The sequence below is a fragment of the Agrobacterium bohemicum genome (assembly GCF_001562555.1).
Classification (GTDB): Bacteria; Pseudomonadota; Alphaproteobacteria; order Rhizobiales; family Rhizobiaceae; genus Agrobacterium; species Agrobacterium bohemicum.
Window position 1 is genome coordinate 1 of sequence record NZ_KQ961038.1, and the last position, 21,005, is coordinate 21,005.

General features: G+C 56.6%; 23 protein-coding genes and 1 tRNA gene. 13 read left to right on the forward strand and 11 right to left on the reverse strand.

The window, feature by feature from the left end:
- A partial coding sequence (locus tag ATO67_RS23635) for a porin (RefSeq protein WP_245304063.1) occupies nucleotides 1-179 on the reverse strand: 179 nt, incomplete at its 3' end.
- A gap of 540 nt (nucleotides 180-719) precedes the next feature.
- Between ATO67_RS23635 and ATO67_RS21085 the strand changes: the two genes are divergently transcribed.
- From ATO67_RS21085 to ATO67_RS23330, 3 genes are all read left to right on the forward strand, one after another.
- Nucleotides 720-810: transfer RNA gene (locus tag ATO67_RS21085), tRNA-Ser, on the forward strand.
- 104 nt (nucleotides 811-914) lie between these two features.
- Complete coding sequence (locus ATO67_RS21090; RefSeq protein WP_067653655.1) at nucleotides 915-1,265, forward strand: hypothetical protein; 351 nt, start codon at nucleotides 915-917, stop codon at nucleotides 1,263-1,265.
- Nucleotides 1,266-1,339: 74 nt separating this feature from the next.
- A complete protein-coding gene (locus ATO67_RS23330) occupies nucleotides 1,340-1,516 on the forward strand; it encodes a hypothetical protein (RefSeq protein ID WP_170063795.1) in 177 nt (58 codons plus the stop codon).
- Nucleotides 1,517-1,522: 6 nt separating this feature from the next.
- Here ATO67_RS23330 and ATO67_RS21095 read toward each other — a convergent pair whose 3' ends face one another.
- On the reverse strand, nucleotides 1,523-2,317 hold the full coding sequence (locus tag ATO67_RS21095) for an aldolase/citrate lyase family protein (protein ID WP_067653657.1): 795 nt from the start codon (nucleotides 2,315-2,317) through the stop codon (nucleotides 1,523-1,525).
- 10 nt (nucleotides 2,318-2,327) lie between these two features.
- Nucleotides 2,328-3,545, reverse strand: coding sequence for an NAD(P)/FAD-dependent oxidoreductase (locus tag ATO67_RS21100; protein WP_067653659.1), 1,218 nt, complete (start codon nucleotides 3,543-3,545; stop codon nucleotides 2,328-2,330).
- Between the two features lie 247 nt (nucleotides 3,546-3,792).
- Between ATO67_RS21100 and ATO67_RS21105 the strand changes: the two genes are divergently transcribed.
- Nucleotides 3,793-4,146 carry a hypothetical protein gene (locus tag ATO67_RS21105; RefSeq protein WP_067653661.1) on the forward strand — a complete coding sequence of 118 codons (354 nt, stop codon included), beginning with the start codon at nucleotides 3,793-3,795 and terminating at the stop codon, nucleotides 4,144-4,146.
- Between the two features lie 135 nt (nucleotides 4,147-4,281).
- Nucleotides 4,282-5,394, forward strand: a complete 1,113-nt coding sequence (locus ATO67_RS21110) for a pyridoxal phosphate-dependent aminotransferase (protein WP_067653663.1) — start codon at nucleotides 4,282-4,284, stop codon at nucleotides 5,392-5,394.
- Nucleotides 5,395-5,601: 207 nt separating this feature from the next.
- Here ATO67_RS21110 and ATO67_RS21115 read toward each other — a convergent pair whose 3' ends face one another.
- A complete protein-coding gene (locus tag ATO67_RS21115) occupies nucleotides 5,602-5,868 on the reverse strand; it encodes an SEL1-like repeat protein (protein WP_067653665.1) in 267 nt (88 codons plus the stop codon).
- A 505-nt stretch (nucleotides 5,869-6,373) separates the two neighbouring features.
- Between ATO67_RS21115 and ATO67_RS21120 the strand changes: the two genes are divergently transcribed.
- Nucleotides 6,374-6,712 (forward strand): DUF2147 domain-containing protein, encoded by a 339-nt coding sequence (locus tag ATO67_RS21120; protein ID WP_067653666.1) that lies wholly within the window; start codon nucleotides 6,374-6,376, stop codon nucleotides 6,710-6,712.
- An 87-nt stretch (nucleotides 6,713-6,799) separates the two neighbouring features.
- On the opposite strand, the gene ATO67_RS21125 is transcribed toward ATO67_RS21120, so the two are convergent.
- Complete coding sequence (locus ATO67_RS21125) at nucleotides 6,800-7,195, reverse strand: ACT domain-containing protein (protein WP_067653668.1); 396 nt, start codon at nucleotides 7,193-7,195, stop codon at nucleotides 6,800-6,802.
- Between the two features lie 191 nt (nucleotides 7,196-7,386).
- Here ATO67_RS21125 and ATO67_RS21130 point away from each other — a divergent pair, with 191 nt between their 5' ends.
- Entirely contained in the window at nucleotides 7,387-9,297 is a 1,911-nt protein-coding gene (locus tag ATO67_RS21130; protein WP_067653670.1) for a PhoX family protein, read from the forward strand.
- A gap of 66 nt (nucleotides 9,298-9,363) precedes the next feature.
- Here the strand turns inward: ATO67_RS21130 and ATO67_RS21135 are convergent, their stop codons facing one another.
- Nucleotides 9,364-9,576 (reverse strand): hypothetical protein, encoded by a 213-nt coding sequence (locus tag ATO67_RS21135; RefSeq protein WP_067653672.1) that lies wholly within the window; start codon nucleotides 9,574-9,576, stop codon nucleotides 9,364-9,366.
- A gap of 293 nt (nucleotides 9,577-9,869) precedes the next feature.
- On the opposite strand from ATO67_RS21135, the gene ATO67_RS21140 reads away from it, so the two are divergent.
- Entirely contained in the window at nucleotides 9,870-10,985 is a 1,116-nt protein-coding gene (locus tag ATO67_RS21140) for an esterase (protein ID WP_245304058.1), read from the forward strand.
- 509 nt (nucleotides 10,986-11,494) lie between these two features.
- Here the strand turns inward: ATO67_RS21140 and ATO67_RS21150 are convergent.
- Nucleotides 11,495-11,914: a GNAT family N-acetyltransferase gene (locus ATO67_RS21150; RefSeq protein WP_067653678.1), complete on the reverse strand. Its 420-nt coding sequence runs from the start codon at nucleotides 11,912-11,914 to the stop codon at nucleotides 11,495-11,497.
- A gap of 132 nt (nucleotides 11,915-12,046) precedes the next feature.
- Here ATO67_RS21150 and ATO67_RS21155 point away from each other — a divergent pair, with 132 nt between their 5' ends.
- From ATO67_RS21155 to amn, 3 genes are all read left to right on the forward strand, one after another.
- On the forward strand, nucleotides 12,047-12,568 hold the full coding sequence (locus tag ATO67_RS21155; RefSeq protein WP_067653679.1) for a P-loop nucleotide/nucleoside kinase family protein: 522 nt from the start codon (nucleotides 12,047-12,049) through the stop codon (nucleotides 12,566-12,568).
- Between the two features lie 138 nt (nucleotides 12,569-12,706).
- Nucleotides 12,707-12,877 carry a hypothetical protein gene (locus tag ATO67_RS23335; protein ID WP_170063793.1) on the forward strand — a complete coding sequence of 57 codons (171 nt, stop codon included), beginning with the start codon at nucleotides 12,707-12,709 and terminating at the stop codon, nucleotides 12,875-12,877.
- A 92-nt stretch (nucleotides 12,878-12,969) separates the two neighbouring features.
- Nucleotides 12,970-14,475 (forward strand): AMP nucleosidase, encoded by a 1,506-nt coding sequence (gene amn / locus ATO67_RS21160; RefSeq protein WP_067653681.1) that lies wholly within the window; start codon nucleotides 12,970-12,972, stop codon nucleotides 14,473-14,475.
- A gap of 15 nt (nucleotides 14,476-14,490) precedes the next feature.
- Here the strand turns inward: amn and ATO67_RS21165 are convergent, their stop codons facing one another.
- A complete protein-coding gene (locus tag ATO67_RS21165; RefSeq protein WP_067653683.1) occupies nucleotides 14,491-15,393 on the reverse strand; it encodes a lysylphosphatidylglycerol synthase transmembrane domain-containing protein in 903 nt (300 codons plus the stop codon).
- Between the two features lie 207 nt (nucleotides 15,394-15,600).
- Between ATO67_RS21165 and ATO67_RS21170 the strand changes: the two genes are divergently transcribed.
- On the forward strand, nucleotides 15,601-16,608 hold the full coding sequence (locus tag ATO67_RS21170; RefSeq protein ID WP_067653796.1) for a glycosyltransferase family 2 protein: 1,008 nt from the start codon (nucleotides 15,601-15,603) through the stop codon (nucleotides 16,606-16,608).
- 4 nt (nucleotides 16,609-16,612) lie between these two features.
- On the opposite strand, the gene ATO67_RS21175 is transcribed toward ATO67_RS21170, so the two are convergent.
- The 3 genes from ATO67_RS21175 to ATO67_RS21185 form a co-directional block, all read right to left on the reverse strand.
- Nucleotides 16,613-17,083: an OsmC family protein gene (locus ATO67_RS21175; RefSeq protein ID WP_067653797.1), complete on the reverse strand. Its 471-nt coding sequence runs from the start codon at nucleotides 17,081-17,083 to the stop codon at nucleotides 16,613-16,615.
- 5 nt (nucleotides 17,084-17,088) lie between these two features.
- The gene (locus ATO67_RS21180) at nucleotides 17,089-18,459 is read right to left on the reverse strand and encodes an aspartate aminotransferase family protein (RefSeq protein ID WP_067653799.1); all 1,371 of its coding nucleotides are present in this window, start codon (nucleotides 18,457-18,459) and stop codon (nucleotides 17,089-17,091) included.
- A 117-nt stretch (nucleotides 18,460-18,576) separates the two neighbouring features.
- Nucleotides 18,577-19,488: a diacylglycerol/lipid kinase family protein gene (locus ATO67_RS21185; RefSeq protein WP_067653685.1), complete on the reverse strand. Its 912-nt coding sequence runs from the start codon at nucleotides 19,486-19,488 to the stop codon at nucleotides 18,577-18,579.
- A 234-nt stretch (nucleotides 19,489-19,722) separates the two neighbouring features.
- Between ATO67_RS21185 and ATO67_RS21190 the strand changes: the two genes are divergently transcribed.
- On the forward strand, nucleotides 19,723-20,973 hold the full coding sequence (locus ATO67_RS21190) for an MFS transporter (protein WP_067653801.1): 1,251 nt from the start codon (nucleotides 19,723-19,725) through the stop codon (nucleotides 20,971-20,973).
- The last annotated feature ends 32 nt before the right edge of the window (nucleotides 20,974-21,005 follow it).

A 21,005-nucleotide genomic window follows, 5' to 3' on the forward strand; every position in this document is an offset into this window, starting at 1 on the left:
TCGCAAACGCGAACGTATTCCATTGGTTCTGGCTCAGCAGCGACGATAGCGTCGGCAGCCTGTGCGCCAGATACTGCCGCGAGAGCTGCAGCGGAGCCGATCAAAAGGCTCTTAATGTTCATGGTTGACCTCCAGTCAAGTTTCAAAAGGGTCTGGGTTCTTAAGCTGAAGGACAGCATTCCCTGCCCCATTCCCGTGTTCTCGAAAACGGACGATCCACCGCCTCGCTTCCGTTGCTGAAAATACGGAAGCTTGCCGCGCTTGCAATCGGCAAACGTACTTATGACGGCTTTCCTCGTCTGCTTCGGTTCGGCATGTTGCCAAAAACACACATTCGGCTCATCCGAGAGCCGTAGAAGTTTACAAAACCTTAAAAAAGCTGTTTTGAATCCGGGACTTATAATCGTTCAGTGGCGGTTGCCGTCCGGGGGAAGCCTGTGGAAAGAGCACGCAAAAGCCATTCTCTCTATATGCGCAACGTTGTCATAGACGATTATTCGCTGCTGGAGGGCAATCCATAAGAGAAGGACAAACCGAGACTGCGCATCTTCATGAAGGGAATAGCTCATCACCGATTCGCATTTTTCTCTTCGAATCTGCTGATTCTTCCCGAATCGCTTTGATCTGCTCACGAAAAACCCGGGACGAACTGTTCTTTTTCGTCTCTTTATAGAAAAGGCCTTGCATTCGATTTTTTTAAGCAATAATCAGGCGGCACCGGAGAGGTGGCCGAGTGGTCGAAGGCGCTCCCCTGCTAAGGGAGTATACGTCAAAAGCGTATCGTGGGTTCGAATCCCATCCTCTCCGCCATCAAACAAAAATCCCGACAATCCTGAAAATCATTATCGCTGCACTGCGGAACATTCGTGCGCCTACTGCGTTACCACCTCGGAAACAGCAAGAGGTGATTTTAGATGGCTCAGACCAAATTGAATGTTGTCGAAGATACAGTCGAGAATCAGATTGCGGAGCTGCGTTCGCAGATTTCGTCATTGTCCAAATCCGTTTCGGCTCGCGCCGGTACGCTTTCGAACGAAGCTTCGGAGTTCGTTGACGAAGCCAGTGGCCGCCTTCAGCGTGCAGCACAGACTGCCGCACAGACGGTAAAGGCCCAGGGCCACAATGTTGTTGAAGCCGTGAAGGAAAACCCCGGCACAGCGACGTCCGTATTGACCGTTGTCGGCGCTCTGGGCTTTGCCCTTGGCTATTTCGTCGCTACGGCAGCAAACGAGCAGAAGAGCAGCAGCATTTATCGCTGGCGCTAAGCTCAGTTGGCATTCAGATGGGGCGAGGAGACGTATCTCCTCGCCCCATTTTTTTATTTAAACGGGAGAATCACATGGACCTTAATCATGAGGTTGAAACTGCACTCGCCGCATTTTGTCAGGACAGCCATATTGGACGCGACGAAGCGATCCAACGTATTCTCAGAGACTGGCTTGTGCGCGAGGGTTTTCTGTTTTCCGGCGAAGAGGGCATTCCTCCGCATAAGCTGAACGCCAGCAACGACGACTGAGCAGGCTCAGTAGCTCGAGGCTTTCGTTGCTTCGCCGCCCTTATATCGCGCACATAGTGATTTCAGCGCACTTGAAAACTCGGTGACATCGGCACCGACAGCGACAAATGATGCGCCGAGTTCGAGATAGCGTTTATTGAACGTCTCATTGAACGTCAAAATGCCGGCGGCCTTGCCCGCCGCGACAATCTTGCGAATCGCTGTTTCGATGACGTCCTGAACTTCTTTTTCATCGATGCGGCCGAGATAGCCCATATCCGCGGCCAAATCCGCAGGGCCGATGAAAACGCCATCGATGCCGTCTGTCTTAAGAATGTTGTCGAGATCGGCAATTGCAGCGCGGGTTTCCGCCTGTACCAGAAGGCACACACCGTCAGAGGCGGTTTGAGAGTAATCTTCAATCGTATTGAAACCGGATGCCCGGGCTACGACTGCGCCCATGCCGCGAATGCCGCGTGGAGGGTAATGCATTGCCGCCACCAGAGCTTGGGCCTGCTCAGCCGAATCGACCATCGGCACCAGCAGCGTTCGCGCACCGGCATCTAGCATCTGCTTGATGATCCAGCTCTCGCCCGTCGGTACGCGCACGACGGGTTCCGCAGATGATGTCGACAGGGCGCGCAATTGGTCGATGATGCTGCGCAAATCGTTCGGCCCGTGTTCACCATCGATGACCAGCCAGTCGAATCCGGCGGTTCCGGCAATCTCGGCGGTAATCGCCTCGCCCATGTCCAGCCACAGACCGATTTGCGGTTTGCCCTGCTTTATCGCGGTTTTGAAGCGGTTTTCGGAGACTGGCATGGATCGTCCTTTATGCGAGCAGCAATTTCAAATCAGCAGAATGATCGGCGAGAATCGCTCTGTTCGGTTCCTTGCCCGTGTCGAGCAGCTTCTTTCCGCTGACATAGGCCTTGGCATCGTTGATGGCATCCACGGCGATAAAATGCCCCTGATGGAAATACCATACCGAATGGCTGCCTTCCCTCTGGCCCGGGCGCGACAGCGTTTCGTCATACCCCATGTTGAAACCGGCGATCTGGAGTTTCACATCATACTGATCCGACCAGAACCATGGCTTTGGCCGGTATGGCTGCTCCTGCCCTGTCAGGATAAGGGCTGCGGCCTCCGCCTGGTCCACGGCGTTCTGCACGGATTCCAACCGGACGCTTGCGCCATTCATTGGTAAAAGCGCGCAATCACCTATTGCGTGAATATCCGGGTCGGAGGTGCGGGTGAATTCATCAACCAGAATACCGTTGCCGATATCGAGGCCCGAATCGCGGGCGAGCCGGTCATTGGGCAGAACGCCGATACCGACGATGACGAAATCCACATCGAGAACCGAACCATCGGAAAGCTCGGCGGCACTGACGCGCCCATCCGTGCCGATCAGACGCACAAGTCCGGTTTTTTCGCGAATCGTAACGCCGCGGGAACGGTGGATATCGCGCATGATGGTGGCTGTCTCGCTGGCTGCCACGCGCTGCAATATCCGCTCGGCCATTTCGATCAGCGTGACCTCCAGCCCGAGCTGCCGCGCGACGGCAGCAGCCTCCAGGCCGATATAACCACCACCGATGACGAGCAGCCGGCGTCCGGGCTGCATCTCCGCCATCAAACGGTCGGCGTCGCGTTTATCGCGCACCGTCAATACGCCGTCGAGATCTCCGCCAACACCTGCTGGAAGCTCTCGGGGGGCCGCGCCGGTTGCCAGCGCCAGCTTGTCATAGGAAAGCGTGCTGCCATCCTGCATCCGAACAGTTTTGTTGGCGCGGTCTATCTCTTCCACCCAGGTGGAAAGGCGCATCTCGACATTGTTTTCCGCAAACCATTCAGGACCACGAAATTGCAGCCGGTCGAAAGACATGTCGCCCATCAGGTATTTTTTGGACAGCGGCGGCCTTTGGTAAGGCGCGACATCTTCAGAACCGATGATGGTAACGGGCCGGTCATCATTCAGCGCGCGCAGTTTCGCGGCAAGAGCAAAGGCGGCCTGGCCCGCGCCGACGATGACGAGTGTGCCTGCCATTTTGCTGCTCCATCATTCCACAAGATGCTTCAAGGCGTAACGCCAAGTACGCCAAGCGTCAACCGCAAACCAGCTCTACGCAACCTTCTGTCTCTAAACACGTTTCAAGTCGCGAGTTCGTTTCAAAGATGCAGATCGCTGTGGCAAAACAGGCCAGAAACAGTTCAATCTTACTGTTTCGATTCAGCGTTTGGCAACGAAGCGGGCGTATGATTGTATTCAGACAAAAGGCAATCGGGAGGTTGTCATGGCACTCAACGTAAATATCAACGCACACGATGCCGTTCCGCACGACGAGATGTACGAGAAGTACCCGGTCGATCGGCCGGGCAAGATCACCTTCATCGGTCATCATCTCAGTGCCAAAAACACCATGCGATGCCTCATCAGAAATATCTCGTTATATGGTGCGGACATCGAAGTGAGCCCGCATCTGGACATGCCCACCAACTTCTATCTCGAAGTGCTGGGTATTCGTGATGAAATCGGCTGCACCCTCATCCGTCGTGAAGAGGAAAAGGCAACGGTCGGCTTCAACATGCTGATCGATGCGGAGTTCCTGCACCATATTCGCCGCCTGAGCTTCGAGACGGCGCTGTAGGCGCATCGTCATCTCGCCTCGTGGCGGCAAAGAAAGACTATCAAAACACATGCATTTCCTACGGCCTGCCTTGCGCGGGCCGTTTTTGATTATATTGTGAGGCAGTTCTTCCAACGGATTACGGAACCCTCTGAAATGTCCGCATTTTCGCGCTTTACGTCGCTCGCCGCTTCGCTTCCCTCCTCCGTGCCGTTTGTCGGTCCCGAGGCCATAGAGCGCAACCGCAAGCTTGCCGTGAAGGCGCGGATTGGAGCCAATGAAAGCGGTTTTGGCCCGGCACCTTCAGTTCTGGAGGCCATACGCCAGGCAGCGACCGAGACGTGGATGTATGCTGACCCTGAGAATTTCGAGTTACGGGAAGCGCTCGCTATCCATCACGGCATTTCGCGCGATAATATTGCTATCGGAAACGGCGTGGATGGCCTTCTGGGGGAAATCGTGCGGCTGGTCGTGGAGCCCGGAACGCCGGTCGTCACGTCTTTGGGCGGTTATCCCACCTTCAACTACCATGTTAAAGGCTTCGGTGGGCGTCTGGAGACGACGCCCTATCTGGATGACCATGAAAATCTCGACGGGCTGCTGGACCTTGTCAAAAAGGAAAATGCGCCGCTGGTGTATTTCGCCAACCCGGATAATCCGATGGGAAGCTGGTGGGACGCAAGCGAGGTTCTGACGTTTGCCAAAGCATTGCCGGACACGTGTCTGCTGGTGCTGGACGAGGCCTACTGCGAAACCGCTCCCGAAAGCGCTGTTCCCAGCGTTCGCGCCATAATCGGCATGCCGAATGTGCTGCGCATGCGCACCTTCTCCAAGGCGTATGGCCTGGCAGGTGCGCGCGTGGGTTATGCCATCGGCACGCTGGGAAATGCGCAAGCCTTCGATAAAATCCGCAATCACTTCGGAATGCCCCGCGTTTCCGTTGCCGCCGCTATGGCGGCCCTAAAGGATCAGGCCTATTTGCGGGACGTCGTCAAACGCATCGCCAATGCCCGCGAGCGCATTTCAACCATTGCCCGCCAGAACGGCCTGTCGCCCCTGCCCTCAGCGACGAACTTCGTCGCGATCGATTGCCATAAGGACGCCACTTACGCCAAATCCATCGTAGACGGACTGATGGACCACGGCGTCTTCATTCGCATGCCCGGCGTGGAACCGCTCAACCGCTGCATTCGTGTGAGTGCTGCACCGGACGACAAGCTGGATTTGTTTGCGGATGCGCTGCCGAAGGTGTTGAAGGCGCTGGGTTAGACGCAAGCCAGTACCTGAACAACAAAAAACCGTGCCGGCCTTGTTTCTGCCGGTCACGGTTTGATTTTGCAGCGTGGATCTAGCTGTCCCTTTGCGGGGGTCTTCTTTTTATGTCCGGCTAGGACTGGAGGGAACCGGCCGGAGAGAGTGGCGATCTTCAGATCGCTCTGTCTTTTTGTATTGGCACCGGGTGGTCGATGCTTGATGTCAGTGGGTCGTCATCCAATCGCGGGCGGCGCGCAGCGCCTTGGCGAGGTCTGCCTTGTTCATGTTGCGGGCCAGATCGGCGCGCAGCGAGGCTGCCCGTTCCGAACCCTTGATGGCGGCGATGTTGAGCCATTTGTGGGCAGCGATGAGGTCCGGTGCGCAGCCACGGCCTGTCGCGTAGATCAGGCCGAGGTTGCAGAAGACATCCGCGCGGCTCTGGCCACCGGCGACTGCCATTTCGATATCGCGAACTTCAAAGCGTGCCATTTTTTCTATCCTGTTTGCCCGTTAGCGTTTTGTCTGCGCCCCTCTTCGGGAGCTTTTGCGAGTAAGGCCTTACCGTCTTCTGCGGCTTGTTCTGGCCTTTTCCGTCGGCAGGTTTTCCCTGCTCTTTCGATGTCCCCACTATGCCAAACGGGCTTCAACAGGCGCTTAAAATCCATGATTAATAGGGGACAAACAAAGTCCAAACGATTGGTAAAATTGGGTTTTTGTTAAATATCACAAGGCCCGGAAATTAAGGACTTTGTAGACAATTTTACGAAAAGTTTACGGATGGATTTCAACTCTTTCGTAACCACGTCCAAACTTGCGATTTTTTCGCGATCGTTTTTTCGAGCTGTGAGCCGGTTAAAAAGCAGCGAATTTCGCTGCGGCCATATTTCCTTTTACGTTCACGTCAACTATAAATCATGGCATTCGCATCAGGAGTTGCGAGCACCTGGCCTTAAGCGATTGCGAGGTTCAGGCGAAGCTGGATTGGGAGGTCCCTATGAAGAGAATGACGATACTTGCCGCCGCCGCATTTTTGATGGGCAGCAGCGCCTTTGCCGCAGAGGCCATCGAAGGCAACTGGAAAACGGCCAGCGGCGAGACCGCAGCCATCACCCAGTGCGGCTCCGCCTATTGTGTGACGTTGAAGACCGGCAAACACGCCGGAAAGCAGATTGGCAAGATGAGCGGCAAGGGCAACAGCTATTCCGGCGAGATCACCGACCCTGCCAATGACAAGACCTATGCCGGCACCGGCACCGTTTCTGGCGGCTCCCTTAGCATGAAGGGCTGCGTCCTGAAGGTTCTGTGCAAAACCCAGACATGGTCGCGGCTCTAAACCATCCGTCTATTCTTTTTCCGTCGACAAAGCCTCATGTGGTCAACCGCACCACATGAGTTGCGCTTGCAACAGAGAGCCGACGGCTCAACTGTCTGCGTCGGACACGATGTGCCCGGCCTGAGCAAGCAGTGCCACGGCCTTTTCCAGGTCGCTGGTTTTGACCAGAAGATGATCTCCGTCGAAGGTCGAGACGATGAAAATTCCAAGACCGTTTTCCGATAGCGGCCTGATGATGGACAGGACAATGCCCGTCTCTCCGAATTCGAAGGGCCCGAGAAGTTTGAGGCAGGTCCAGCCCGCATCCTTGCGAGCACTCTGCGGCACCCTGCCCTCGACGCAGACGATCGACAACTCGTCATCCGTGCGACTGATGCTGACAAAGCCCGCTCCGTCCGCCCAATCCGGTATTGCTGCGTCCGGGTCGAGACGCGCAATGGCATAGGCCTGCGGAAGAATTTTCAGTTTGATAGACTTGCCCATAGCACTGCTCCACGAATCCCGACTGGGCCATGCCTAACAAAATAAGCGACACGAGAAAATAGACCCCAGCTGGCGCGGCGCTTACAATCTTAGATTGTTTATGTGGATTTAATCCGTCATATCGCTGTAATGAACCCGCTTTAGTTGCTCTTCCTGGAACTATTCCAAACTGCGAGCGGATGGAGAGCATTATGACAAAGATAGACACGAGCAAACTGAGCTGGGATGAGTGGGATGAGCTTCAGAACCCGCCACCGGCTGTGACGGATTTCGACCGCGTGGTGGAATCGGCGATTTCGCGTCGCGGTTTTCTCGGTGGCGTTCTGGCCTTCGGTTCTGCCGCTGCCGCACTCGGCACACTCGGGAATCTCGCAAGCTCCACATCTGCGCAGGCGCAGGAAGCGGCTTCGCGCTTTCCTTTCAAGCCGGTGGCTGCCGCAACGGACAACACCATTCATGTACCCGAAGGTTACAGCTGGAAGCCGGTTGCCAAATGGGGCCAGCCGCTTTTTCCAAACGTGCAGGATATCGACCCGGTCAAAGGCGTCAGCCTTGAGAACTCCGACAAGGTTTTCGGCGAAAACACCGATGGCATGGAGCTTTTCGTCGTTGGCAACCATCAGCTGATTGCCGTCAACCATGAATATGTGAACAACGAGACGAACCTGCCCCACCGCGAAAAGGGCATGCCAGCCAATCTGGACGAGGTCAAAATCCTCCAGCACATGCAGGGCGTGACCGTTATGGAAGTGGCGGAAGGTAATGATGGCTGGCAGATCGTCGTCGGCAGCCCGTTCAACCGCCGCATTCACCACAACACACCGATGAAGCTGTCCGGCCCCGCCGCCGGTTCGGATCTCGTCAAGACCGCCACCGATTCAAACGGCATCGACTGTCTTGGCACCTTCAACAATTGCGGCGCGGGCCGCACACCGTGGGGCACCTACCTGACCTGCGAAGAAAACTTCAACGGCTATTTCGGCTCCACAGACGCCGCTTTCAAAATGCCGGATGATTACAAGCGCTACGGCATCGCGGCGGAAACCCGTTACGGCTACGAGCTGTTCGATGAACGTTTCGACGTTTCCAAGCACCCCAACGAGCCGCGCCGTGCCGGTTACGTCGTGGAGATCGATCCATCCAACGCGTCCTCCACGCCGATCAAGCGCACCGCTCTTGGCCGCATCAAGCACGAGAACGCCGCCGTCGTCATCGCGCGCGATGGCCGCGTGGTCGTCTATATGGGCGACGACGAGCGTGGGGAGTTCCTCTACAAGTTCATCTCCCACGGCATCTATGTGCCGGGTGGTGACACCTCGAAGCTGCTGGACGAAGGCACACTCTACGTTGCCAAGTTTACCGATGACGGCAACGGCGAATGGGTGGCACTGACGCCTGAATCGACAGGCATGAAGATGGACGAGATTTGCGTCTTCACCCGCCAGGCCGCCTCCAAGGTGGGTGCCACCACCATGGACCGCCCGGAATGGGTGGCCATCAACCCCGTCGCCATCGAAGCCTATTGCGCGCTGACCAACAACACCAATCGCGGTGTTACGAAAGACGGCAAGCTGCGCGCTAACGGTGGCGGCGATGCCATGGCTCTCAATGCCGCAAACCCACGCGAGAAGAACGAATACGGCCAGATCGTCCGCTGGTATCCTGAAAATGACGACCATGCGGATGCCAAGTTCAAGTGGGATCTGTTCTGCATGGCCGGCAACCCGGATGTTCACAAGGATGCCTATGCGGGCTCGTCCAACATCAACGCCGGTAACATGTTCAACTCGCCCGATGGCATGATGTTCGATTCGACCGGCCTGCTCTGGATTCAGACGGATGGGGAAGACAGCAATGACGGCCAGTATGCCGGACAGGGGAACAACCAGATGCTGGCGGGCGACCCTGTCACCGGCCGCATCGAACGTTTCTTGACCGCACCGAAGGGCTCGGAAGTCACCGGACAGACATGGTCTGCCGACAAACGCACCCACTTCGTCGGCATCCAGCACCCCAATGCGCCCTTCCCGGATGGTAAAGGCAAGCTACCGCGTTCTGCTCTCGTTGCCATCAAGCGCGATGACAACGCCATGATCGGCTGATCATTACGCTACCAATGAAAAAGGCGCCGTTCACGCGGCGCCTTTTTTTGATTCGTGTGTGAAGCGTTAGAGCCACTGCGTTCCGTCGCCAGCCTGGCAGCCGTAAGGTGGCAGAACATTGCCGAATGTCTGGTGCAGCTTGTCGCAGCCCCATTTGTTGATTGGGCCTGGCATGCGGCTGTTCAGCTCGATGCCGACTTCGTTGTACGGGCTCTCGGTGTTGGTCACATAGCTGTACCAACGGTAACCGAAGATCACGACAGCGAAGATGAGAACCATCGTCAGCACTTTTAAAATTTTCACGGTATTTCCTTACACGTCCTATGAATGTCGACCCGCGCCACAGCTCTTGCGCAATATGTGCCAATGAGAGCCACCGTTGCACGGGCCGCAACTGGTCCTAACGAGGAATGCCGGTTTCAGCAAGCAGCCTGATCTTTGTACCTGCCCCGCCAGTGCGCGGTTGAAAAGGCATCGGCCATCTGTCAGTTTCCAAATCGGGGGTAACGTAATTTGGAGGAAATATTTTCATGCGCCTGCTTTTGCCTTGTGTCCTTTTGGCCAGTTGCATCATGACTGCACCCGCATTCGCTGCAGAACCACCGGCTTCGCCGCCTGCTGACCGTCCCCTAAACGAGTTCGTGACGGGTGTTGAAAAGGATGGATCGATCACCTTCCGCCTGTTTGCGCCATCGGCCAAGGCAGTATCAGTCGCTCTCGGCACCAAAGCGCCACTGGAGATGAAACGCGGTGATAACGGCATATGGACCGTCAAAACAGATGTGCTGAAACCCAATCTCTACGAGTATTATTTCAACATCGACGGCTTTCGCAGCATCGATACCGGCACCAATTACCCCAAGCCGCAGCGGCAGGTGAACACCAGCCTCATTCTGGTTCCCGGTAGCATTGTCGATGTGCGGGATGTGCCGCACGGCGAGCTTCGACTTGTCACCATTGCGTCCAAAGCGCTCAAATCCCAGCGCGCGACCTATATCTACACGCCGCCTGGCTACACGGATGCGTCCAAACCACTGCCGGTCATGTATCTCTATCACGGCTTCGGTGACACCGTCGCCTCCTGGGTTGCGCAGGGCCGCGCCCCTGAGATTCTCGACAATCTCCTGGCCGAGAAGAAAATCGAGCCGATGATCGTCGTCATCCCGGATACGGAAGCTGACATACCCGAAGCCATCGCCGAAAACTTCCCCGGTGCCGAGCGTCGCAAGACCTTCTACCCCATCAATGCAGATGCCATCGACCGCGAACTGGTGGAAGACCTCATCCCCTACATGAAAAAGCACTACAAAGTGCGTGACGATGCAGACGGCCGCGCCGTGGTCGGCCTTTCGCAAGGCGGCTACCAGTCCCTCGTTTCCGGCCTCACCCACCTCGGCACCTTCGGCTGGGTCGCCACCTTCAGCGGCGTCACCACCACCACGGTTCCCAACAAAGCCGTCGATGCCGCACTGAACGAGCCCGACAAACTCAACAAGACACTCCGCAACCTCACCGTCACCGTCGGCACCAAGGATGTCGTGACCGGCAAGGACATCGCCGGTTTGAAAGCCACCCTCGACGAAAAGAAGATCGCCCACGATTACGTGGAATACAAAGACCTCGGCCACGAGATGGACGTCTGGCGTCCTTCGTTTGAGGCGTTTTTGGGGAAGGTGTTTAAGGAGTAACAGAAAACGGTTTGCCGTCTTGCCTCGAAGGTCGGGACGGCAAACCCAGAGCCGACGCATGTCAGAAAATCTGGTTGGCACTCAGGTCGTATCCAGACGATGCTCAATATTTCTTTAGAGCCTGCATCATCTGCCGAAAGCATCAATTATGGGTTTGAAAGGTCGAACTTGATATCCGTTTGACCCCGCGCTGATAAGAGATTGACGACCGCTCTGTCTCCCAAATCTCCGTTTTCGGCTATGCTGAACAAGGCCGCTGAAATCCCATCGTTTTCCCTGACCATCTGCAGCTCGGAGACGACAGGCGCGGGCATTGTTTCCAAGTCTGTGCTCAGTGCACTCGGTATCTCGCGATCCACGTTGAGCCGGAGTGAGTTCATGCTGATACAACCAGAATATTGATCTGCCTCAACATCGCCGTGAAACCCTTAAATTTCCAAGTAAATTAGCATCACGAAATTTCCTTAGCCTCGAATAGAACGTCCCTTTTTATCCGAAAACGTCGTGGCCTAACGTTTGACGCGAAATGCCATTCCCAGCGATCTCGGTGCGGTCTCCGCAAATCCAAATTTTTCATAGAGCTTGTTCGCGGGAATGTCAGCGATCAGGCTGACATAAGCGGTTGTGGGCAGTTCTGTCGAGACATAGGTCATGATCGCATCCATGATGGCCTTTCCAAGCCCGCGTCCTTGATGGTCTGGATGAACGGCGATATCAACGACCTGAAAAAAGCACCCGCCGTCGCCGATCAATCGACCCATTCCGACTGCCGATCCATCGCGTAGAACCATTACGGAATAGATCGTTCCCGCCAGTCCTGCTCTTGCAGCGTCTTCGGAAAACGCGCTTAGACCCGCGATCGCACGAAGGTGCAGATACTCTTCGACCGAGGGCAGTCTTGATGTGGTGGCGTATTTGGCTTGCTTCATTTGTATCCCCGCATTTTTCTAACGTGCAGAACTTAGGGAATCCCTCCGTAAGCTCAAAGATCGCTTCTACGCGACAGCGATCATAAAAGTGAAACTTAGAGAGAATACCCTCTTCAAAAATCAGGTGTTCCCATGTTGATTATTTTCGGTGGCTTGCCCGGTTCCGGGAAAAGCACCATTGCTCAGGCTTTAGCTCTTGAATTGCAAACGACTTACCTGCGGCTGGATAGCATCGAGCAGGCCATCCGCTCCGCTTCTTCCCTGCCGGTGGGGGCTGATGTTGGGCCTGCAGGATATGTGGTCCTTTACCGGATCGCAGTCGACAATCTTCGTTTGGGTCGTACCGTCATCGCCGACACCGTCAACTCCATCGACATCACCCGTGCGGCCTTTCGAGCGACAGCTAGAGAGGCCAATCGGGCGTTTATAGAAGTCGAAATAATGTGCTCTGATAAAACAGTGCACCAGCATCGGGCCGAAAGCCGAGTATCGACCGTCGAAGGCCTGATCCCACCGACTTGGAACCAGATACAGGCTCGCAAATTCGAACCATGGACACCCGATCTTCGCATCGATACGACCCTGCTTTCCGTGGAGGAAAGCGTGATGGAAATCATGAAACTCGTGAAACAGGTCCGCACCGATCAAACCTAATCAAGCACCTATTCGCATCCCTCCCCCCATTAACCTCCCTGAACCCAACATGAACCCCACCCTCAGCGTCGGTTCAGTCCCACTGTGGCAATGTCGTGTCCAACGTTAGGGAAGAACGTGACGCAAAGGGGAATGGGCATGGCAGTTATGGTTCGTCGTTTTACAATCATCGTTGTGTTGATGGCGATTTTCGCGATGTCTTTTGCGGCTTTGGTGGTGAGTCCCAACCGTAGTTTCCAGCGGGTGAATGTGGGCGCGTCGATTGCCTGCCAGCACAGTCTTTCCAGCAATTGCCATATGGTTTTGTAGGAAACGGCTGATCGGCCAAATTTTTCCGCGTGTTTTTCAAACGCACATATTTCTGTCGCTTGCCTGTCGAAATTGGCTCTCTATAATGGGCCATGACAATAGCAAAGCACACAATCTCGCACCTCGCCTTCATCACGCCAGAGCCCTTCGCGCCGCAGACTTTTACCGATCCGGTGGCAGCGGTGGACGCCTTGACGGCGCTTTATGAGCGCAACACGAATTTCCTGATCAAGTCCTTTACCGATCTGGCGCAGGGCGCGCCGATAACGGGGCGTTACCGTGCCTGTTATCCGCAGGTCAGCATCGAGACATCGAGCTTCGGCCATGTCGATTCGCGCCTGTCCTATGGTCACGTCACCTCGCCCGGCGTCTACACGACGACCGTCACGCGGCCGCAGCTTTTCCGGCATTATCTGAAAGAGCAGCTTGGCCTTCTCATCAAGAACCACAGCGTCCATGTCACGGTTGCCGAGTCGGCCACGCCCATTCCGCTACATTTCGCGTTCGGAGAAGGTGCGTTCGTGGAGGCATCCGCCGCGTCCTCGCTGACCGATGTGCCGTTGCGGGATCTGTTCGATACGCCTGATCTCAACAACACCGATGACCTGATTGCCAATGGCGAATATGATCAGGTTCCCGGCGAACCCGCACCGCTTGCGCCCTTTACCGCCCAGCGCATCGACTATTCGCTGGCGCGTCTCAGCCACTACACCGCCACCAGCGCCAATCATTTCCAGAACTTCGTGCTGTTCACCAACTACCAGTTCTACATCGATGAATTCGCCGCATGGGCGCGCAAGATGATGGCGGATGGCGGTGAAGGCTATACGGAATTCGTGGAGCCGGGCAATATCGTCACCAAGGCCGGGTCCGACCGCCCGATCACCGATATGACGCTGGGCCGCATGCCGCAGATGCCCGCCTATCACCTGAAGAAAAAGGGCCATGCGGGCATTACGCTGGTCAATATTGGCGTCGGCCCGTCCAACGCCAAGACGATTACCGATCACATCGCGGTGCTGCGCCCGCATGCGTGGCTCATGGTCGGCCACTGCGCCGGTCTTCGCAACAGCCAGCGTCTGGGTGATTATGTGTTGGCGCATGCCTATGTGCGGGAAGATCACGTGCTGGATGACGACCTGCCCGTCTGGGTGCCCATTCCGGCTCTGGCCGAAGTGCAACTGGCGCTTGAAAGCGCGGTGGCGGAAGTCACCGGTTACGAAGGTTTCGAACTGAAGCGCATCATGCGCACCGGCACCGTCGCCACCATCGATAATCGCAACTGGGAACTTCGCGATCAGGCGGGTCCGGTCAAGCGCCTGTCGCAATCGCGCGCCATCGCGCTGGATATGGAATCGGCCACCATTGCCGCCAACGGTTTCCGCTTCCGCGTACCTTATGGCACCCTGCTGTGCGTGTCCGACAAGCCGCTGCATGGAGAGTTGAAACTGCCCGGCATGGCAACGGAGTTTTACAAAACGCAAGTGTCGCAGCATCTTCAAATCGGCATTCGCGCCGTGCAGAAACTCGCGGCCATGCAGACTGAGACGTTGCATTCGCGCAAGCTTCGCAGCTTCTACGAAACGGCGTTTCAGTAATAGGCATTGCTGGCGCTACTTACGCCCTCGCACGAATAGCGCCAGCGCCGTGCCGACAAGTGACGACAGTATCACGAGAAGATGCACGTTGACGGCTGCCTGCCCCAGTGACGACAGTGCCGCCTCATCCGTCGATGCGCCGAAGCCGATTGCCCCGGCGGTGATGCCCGCCGGGTAGGTTCCGACGCCGCCGGGCGCGTGGATAGGAAGCACGGAAGATAGCTCCCCGCCCAAAGCACCGCCGAAACCGGCTGGCAGGCTCATCTTGCCCATCAGCATCAGAACCCAGGCCAGAACCGCGATCTTGACGAACCAGTTGATGATGGTGGCGGCCCAGGCTCGCATGAAAGCGCTGCTATCGACCGGCAGCCCTGCCTGCACTTCATGAAGGATACCTTGCGCTTTTTTGGGTGCGACGCGCCGCGCAAGATCGAAAACCCGTTCTCTCGTAGCAAACGCGAAGACGGGTAATAGAAGAAACACAATCCACAACACCCAGAAGGCCAGCGAGCTGTTTTCCAGCGCCAGCCCAACACCTGCTGCCGCCAAAAGGGCATGCAGATCGAAAAGCCGCATGACGAGCAGAGCTGAGGTTCCCCGCGCCAGCCGCACATCGAATTCCTGTCGCATCAGCAGCGGAAAGCTGGTTTCGCCGGAGCGAAACGGCAGCATGATGTTGAGAAGATTGTGGATCTGGACCACCCGGAACAGGCGTGCGAACTGCCCTTGCGTCTCCTTCGGAAAATAATCGTAAATCCGCCATGTCCGCAGAACGTAAGTGGACAGGAGAAGGGCGAGCGCAATGCAGACCGCGCCAAGTCCCGCTTCTCGCCAGAGCGCAAAGATCGTTCCCCAACCCCACATCCAGCTGATGAATGCGGCGTAGACGGCAACCACGAATGCGGTGACCATGGTCATAGACCGTGCAAACCAGACAGGCTTCAATCGAGTTTCCTATCACATTCCCTCGCGCCGCCGCACCCGCGCATCGTCCCCCACTACTCTCTTGCCCCGACTTTGCAAACAAGACCTGCCAGTGAAACTTTGTGGTCTTTGTTGAAAATGCGGGAAAACGTCGTTAGGACAAGGCCAAAATCCAGTTTCATGACGAACGGAAACATTACCGTGACGATACAAGCCGCCATTTTCACAGACGTTCTTGCGGCAGACGCATTGGAGCTTTCGCTTGTCGTGCCGATTTTCAACGAGCAAGAAAGCGTCGGCCCGCTGATCACGCGCATCATCGAGGCCATGACGAACTATCCGTCGTCGTGGGAACTCATTCTGGTGGATGACGGCAGCACGGATGCGACGATTGTCAACGCCCGCGCCTATTTGCAGCAGCCAGATTCCAATCTCAAGATCGTCGCGCTGCAACGTAATTTCGGACAGACAGCCGCCATGCAGGCAGGCATCGATACCGCCCGAGGCCGTCTGATTGCCACACTGGATGGCGACTTGCAGAACGATCCGAAAGACATTCCCATGCTCGTTGAAGAGCTTGAACGACGCGAACTCGACCTTCTGGTGGGCTGGCGCAAGAACCGTCAGGACGGGCTTTTTCTGCGCAAGATACCCTCATGGATCGCCAACCGGCTGATCGGCAAGATCACCGGTGTCCGCCTGCATGATTACGGATGCAGCCTGAAAATCTACCGTTCATCGATCATCAAGCAGGTCAAGCTGACAGGTGAGATGCACCGCTTCATCCCGGCCTGGGTGGCAAGCGTGGTGCCCAGCACCCGCATCGGCGAAATGCCTGTTACACACCATGCACGCCAGTTCGGCGCTTCTAAATACGGGCTTTCGCGCACATTCCGGGTCATTCTCGACCTGCTGTCGGTCATGTTCTTCATGCGCTACAAGGCACGCCCAGGCCACTTCTTCGGCTCTCTGGGTCTTGGTCTCGGTGCGCTGGCCGGTGTGATCATGACATACCTGTTCATCGACAAGTTCATTCTCGGCAACGACATCGGCACGAGGCCGATGCTGATGGTCGGCGTCGTTCTGCTGCTATCCTCCGTCCAGCTTATCACCACAGGCATTCTGGCTGAGATGATCGCGCGGCTTTATTACCGCGATGATTTGACACCGAATTACATCGTGCGCGAAACCTACCAGCAGACAGACTGAGCCATCATATCGTCTTCACAGAGGCCTCGACGCGGATCGGGAAATTCACGGAATTGGCGATGAAGCATTTTTCGTGGGCGTCTTCGTGCAGCTCGAGCGCTGTCTGTGGGTCGCCCTTTGAGATGGTTACGACCGGTTTCAAAACCACCTCCGTGAACCGCCCCGCTCCGTCTTTCACGAGCATCATGGTGCCTTCGGGTTGATCCACATAGTCGGTTACGACAACCCCTGAAACCGCGCAGAAGTGCAGATACCACAGCTTGTGACAGGCTGAAACGGAGGCCAGCAGCAGTTCCTCCGGGTTCCAGCGGCTGGCATCGCCACGAAAAGCAGGGTCGGACGATCCGGCAATGTCGGGCTTTCCATCTGCAGAAATCACATGCGAGCGTTCATATTCGCGGTAACCTGAGGTGCCGGTGCCTGTGTTGCCGGTCCATGTGATCTGGACCTTGTAGTGATGCTCATGCTCTGCCACGTTTTTCACGTCCTTCCTGTTTGCGCCAGATGGTCCAGCCCCTTGCGCAATATTTCGATGATCTGATCGACTTCCGTCCGGCTGATTGTGAACGCGGGCGATGCCAGCATGCGGTCACCGGTGGCGCGCATGACGAGGCCGTTTTCAAGGCAATGATTGCGAACCAGAGTGCCGATATCATCAGGCTTGTCGAAGCGTCTGCGGGTCGCTTTGTCCGCCGTCAGTTGCAGCCCGCCGATGAGGCCGACACTCACCGTCTCACCCACGGTTTCATGGTCCAACAGACTGTGCCAGCCTTGGCGGAAATAGGGGCCGATATCGTCGCGCACGCGCTCGACCAGTCCCTCGTCCTCGATGATACGCAGGTTTTCCAGCGCCGCGGCCGCGCAGACGGGATGGCCCGAATAGGTGAAGCCGTGGTTGAAATCGCCCACCTTGGTCAGCATCACCTCGGCCACGCGGTCCGAGACCAGAACGCCGCCGATTGGCAGGTAACCGGAGGAAAGCCCTTTGGCCACGGGCGCAAGGTCTGGTTCGTAACCAAAATGCTGATAACCGAACCACGACCCCAGCCGTCCAAAGCCGCAGATAACTTCGTCCGATACCAGCAGAATGTTGCGCTCCTTGCAGATGCGCGCAATCTCCGGCCAATAGGTTTCAGGCGGCACGATGACCCCTCCTGCCCCCTGAATCGGTTCGGCCACGAAGGCAGCAACGTTTTCCTCTCCCAGTTCATCGATTTTGGCATCCAGCTCCCGCGCAACCTTCAGACCGAATTCGTCGGGCGAAAGGTCGCCGCCTTCAGCGTACCAATAGGGCTGGCCGATATGGGCGATGCCTTCTATGGGCAGGTTTCCCTGCTCGTGCATCCACGGCATGCCGCCAAGCGACGCGGCTGCCACCGTGGAGCCGTGATAACCGTTGCGCCGCGCGATAACTTTCGTCTTCGTTGGGTGCCCCAGCGCTTTCCAATACACTCGAGCCATGCGGAACCACGTATCCGTCGCCTCGGAACCGGAATTCGTGAAGAACACATGGTTCATGTTCGACCCGGCATGGGACACGATCTTTTGCGCAAGCAGGGTGGCCGGTGGCGTCGTGGTCCCGAAAAATGCGTTGTAATAGGGCAGCTCGTTCATTTGCCGGGAAATGGCATCGGTCATTTCGCGCCTGCCGTAACCAATGTTGACGCACCACAGACCGGCGAACGCATCCAGATATTTCTTGCCAGTGCTGTCGTAAATGAACACGCCCTCAGCCCGCTCTATGATGCGGGTACCTGACACGTTGAGTTTGCCCATGTCGGAGAAAGGATGCAAATGATGCGCGGCGTCTATGGCGGCGAGGTTCGATATCGTCTTGGTATTATCGTTCATCATTTCCCGCGCTTCCCTCACCATGCAATGCGCGCTAGCATGGCGTTCGCGCAGGCGTTTTGCAAGGGCTGCGCGACATGTCCAAGTGACCGTTAGTGGAAGCAAGGCTTAAGGATTTCAAACGTTTGGAAAGGTCTTCGCAACGATGACCTTCAACTCACCGGCATGAATTTTAAGCGCGACATCACGCTTCATCGGCAGCAACTCACCGTCCATCACACATTTCACATCGTGGCGCCTTTTGGGAAAATGCAACTCGACTTCGGTCACTGTCATGGCCGTTACGGCTGCGTTTTCCTTCAGCTTTCCGCGCAGAATGTCGACAGCCAAGCCCATCACGCCTGATGGCGTCAAGGCATCAGCGATGTAGAGGCCAAGCTTTCCACGTGTAATGTCGTCGGCAACCAGAAGCGGGCTTTGGCCGAATTCATTGTTGGATGCAGAAATGGCGCAGGCGCGACGGTGCTGCGTTTGACCGGCAACGGTGAATTCCATATCGAACTTGGGCGGGTTGAACACCACACCGATGGCGGCGCGAATGTTGGCGCGGATTTTGCCAAGCCGGGAGGCATATTCCATCTTGTCCCGGTAACGCACCATGCGCGCATGAAGACCTGCGGAAAACTGATGGACGAACGGGCGCCCATTGGCGCTGGCAATGTCGACATTGTAGACATGCCCCTCGGCCAGCGTATCGACCGCTTGCCATATATCGAGTGGTAGTTTCAGCGACCGGGCAAACAGGTTCATGGTGCCTGCGGGAACGACGCCCAGCGCGATGCCGTGTTTCCAGGCTATGCCGGCTGCCGCAGAGATCGTGCCATCGCCACCGCCCGCGATCAGGCCGTCCAGCCCCTCGTCATCGGCGGTTCGCTCCATCTCGGCGACAATGTCTTTCCCGGAAACGAGGCGGCATTCGATTTCATGACCCGCATTTTCGAACACCGTCTGCGCATGTTTGCAATAAGCATCCATGTCTGTGGTTTTGAAGGTACCGCCATCGCGGTTAAAGATCGCCACAAGCTTCATATGCTTATCCAAGCCCCCGTTACACGCAAAGCGCGACCTTAAATGGAATAGCGACCGTTCCGTTCCCTACACCCTTGCGTGAACTGAGCATTTTATAGAATCAGATACTACCGCGCCGCACAAATTCATGATATCCGTCAAGATAAGGTCATTTTGGTGACCAGATACCTCCAGTCAGGGCAGGACCGAGACCTCGGTCTTGCCCTTTTTTTCTTCGTTTCCTGCGCAGACATCATGACCCAGATACGCCATTCCGAAAACCGCACCGACGCGGACGCCAGCACCGTTGCGCCATTGCCCGCAACGTCTTTGACACCTCTCTCCATTGCCTTGATCGAACTTGCGCTTGCCGCTGGCGGTTTCGGTATCGGCACGGGTGAATTCGCCATTATGGGCCTGTTGCCGGATGTGGCGACCAGTTACGGCGTTACCGTCCCACAGGCGGGTTACGTGATTGCTGCGTATGCGCTGGGTGTCGTCATCGGAGCGCCTATCATCGCCGTTCTGGCGGCCCGCATGACGCGGCGTGTGCTTCTGCTGGCGTTGATGGGCCTGTTTGCTGCGGGCAATATCCTGAGCGCCATCGCGCCGGATTTCGCGACGTTCACCGCGCTTCGCTTCATAACCGGTCTGCCACATGGCGCCTATTTCGGTGTGGCAGCGCTTGTTGCCGCTTCCATGGCCCCCATTCACAAACGCGCCCGCGCCGTGGGCCGCGTCATGCTGGGGTTGACCATCGCCACATTGCTCGGCACCCCGCTTGCCACCTTCTTCGGCCAAATGTTTTCCTGGCGCGCCGCCTTCCTGATGGTGGGTGGCATTGCGCTTCTGACCGTCGTTCTGTTGTGGCTCTTCCAGCCACGAGACAAAGTGCAGGAAGGCGCCAGCATCTGGCGCGAACTCGGTGCCTTTAGGCGCGTACAGGTGTGGCTGACGCTGGCCGTTGCCTCCGTCGGTTTCGGCGGCATGTTTGCCGTGTTCAGCTATATCGCCAAGACCACTACCGATATCGCCATGATGCCGGTTGCGACAGTACCCATGGTGCTTGCCCTCTTCGGCATAGGAATGAATGTCGGCAATGTCGTCGGCTCGCGCATGGCGGATTACTCTCTCAACGGCACGATTGGCGGCATGCTGGCGTTCAACGTGGTGCTGATGGCGCTTTTCGGCCTCACCGCCCATAATCCTTACATGTTGTGCATCTGCGTCTTCCTCATCGGCTGCGGCTTTGCCGCCTGCCCCGCCGTGCAGACACGCCTGATGGATGTAGCCGCCGACGCGCAGACGCTCGCCGCCGCGTCCAACCATTCCGCCTTCAACATCGCCAACGCGCTTGGTGCATGGCTGGGCGGTCTCGTCATCGCCTTGGGCTACGGCTATGCATCGACGGGATATATCGGCGCTGTCCTGTCCTTTGCCGGCCTCATCGTTTTTGGCTTTGCCGTGACGCTGGAGCGACGCGAGAAAGCTGCCCTAACGGCTTGATTTGAGGCGCTTTAGAAGGTTCTAAATCGAAC

Excerpts from the sequence above, each read along its gene's own strand:
- ATO67_RS21090 (WP_067653655.1), top strand. The coding sequence starts at position 915 with ATGGCTCAGACCAAATTGAATGTTGTCGAAGATACAGTCGAGAATCAG.
- ATO67_RS21100 (WP_067653659.1), bottom strand. The coding sequence starts at position 3,545 with ATGGCAGGCACACTCGTCATCGTCGGCGCGGGCCAGGCCGCCTTTGCT.
- ATO67_RS21165 (WP_067653683.1), bottom strand. The coding sequence starts at position 15,393 with ATGACCATGGTCACCGCATTCGTGGTTGCCGTCTACGCCGCATTCATC.
- amn (WP_067653681.1), top strand. The coding sequence starts at position 12,970 with ATGACAATAGCAAAGCACACAATCTCGCACCTCGCCTTCATCACGCCA.
- ATO67_RS21190 (WP_067653801.1), top strand. The coding sequence starts at position 19,723 with ATGACCCAGATACGCCATTCCGAAAACCGCACCGACGCGGACGCCAGC.
- ATO67_RS21110 (WP_067653663.1), top strand. The coding sequence starts at position 4,282 with ATGTCCGCATTTTCGCGCTTTACGTCGCTCGCCGCTTCGCTTCCCTCC.
- ATO67_RS21185 (WP_067653685.1), bottom strand. The coding sequence starts at position 19,488 with ATGAAGCTTGTGGCGATCTTTAACCGCGATGGCGGTACCTTCAAAACC.
- ATO67_RS23335 (WP_170063793.1), top strand. The coding sequence starts at position 12,707 with ATGGCAGTTATGGTTCGTCGTTTTACAATCATCGTTGTGTTGATGGCG.
- ATO67_RS21155 (WP_067653679.1), top strand. The coding sequence starts at position 12,047 with ATGTTGATTATTTTCGGTGGCTTGCCCGGTTCCGGGAAAAGCACCATT.
- ATO67_RS21180 (WP_067653799.1), bottom strand. The coding sequence starts at position 18,459 with ATGAACGATAATACCAAGACGATATCGAACCTCGCCGCCATAGACGCC.
- ATO67_RS21125 (WP_067653668.1), bottom strand. The coding sequence starts at position 7,195 with ATGGGCAAGTCTATCAAACTGAAAATTCTTCCGCAGGCCTATGCCATT.
- ATO67_RS21150 (WP_067653678.1), bottom strand. The coding sequence starts at position 11,914 with ATGAAGCAAGCCAAATACGCCACCACATCAAGACTGCCCTCGGTCGAA.
- ATO67_RS21120 (WP_067653666.1), top strand. The coding sequence starts at position 6,374 with ATGAAGAGAATGACGATACTTGCCGCCGCCGCATTTTTGATGGGCAGC.
- ATO67_RS21130 (WP_067653670.1), top strand. The coding sequence starts at position 7,387 with ATGACAAAGATAGACACGAGCAAACTGAGCTGGGATGAGTGGGATGAG.
- ATO67_RS21135 (WP_067653672.1), bottom strand. The coding sequence starts at position 9,576 with ATGGTTCTCATCTTCGCTGTCGTGATCTTCGGTTACCGTTGGTACAGC.
- ATO67_RS21115 (WP_067653665.1), bottom strand. The coding sequence starts at position 5,868 with ATGGCACGCTTTGAAGTTCGCGATATCGAAATGGCAGTCGCCGGTGGC.
- ATO67_RS21140 (WP_245304058.1), top strand. The coding sequence starts at position 9,870 with ATGACTGCACCCGCATTCGCTGCAGAACCACCGGCTTCGCCGCCTGCT.
- ATO67_RS23330 (WP_170063795.1), top strand. The coding sequence starts at position 1,340 with ATGGACCTTAATCATGAGGTTGAAACTGCACTCGCCGCATTTTGTCAG.
- ATO67_RS21105 (WP_067653661.1), top strand. The coding sequence starts at position 3,793 with ATGGCACTCAACGTAAATATCAACGCACACGATGCCGTTCCGCACGAC.
- ATO67_RS21095 (WP_067653657.1), bottom strand. The coding sequence starts at position 2,317 with ATGCCAGTCTCCGAAAACCGCTTCAAAACCGCGATAAAGCAGGGCAAA.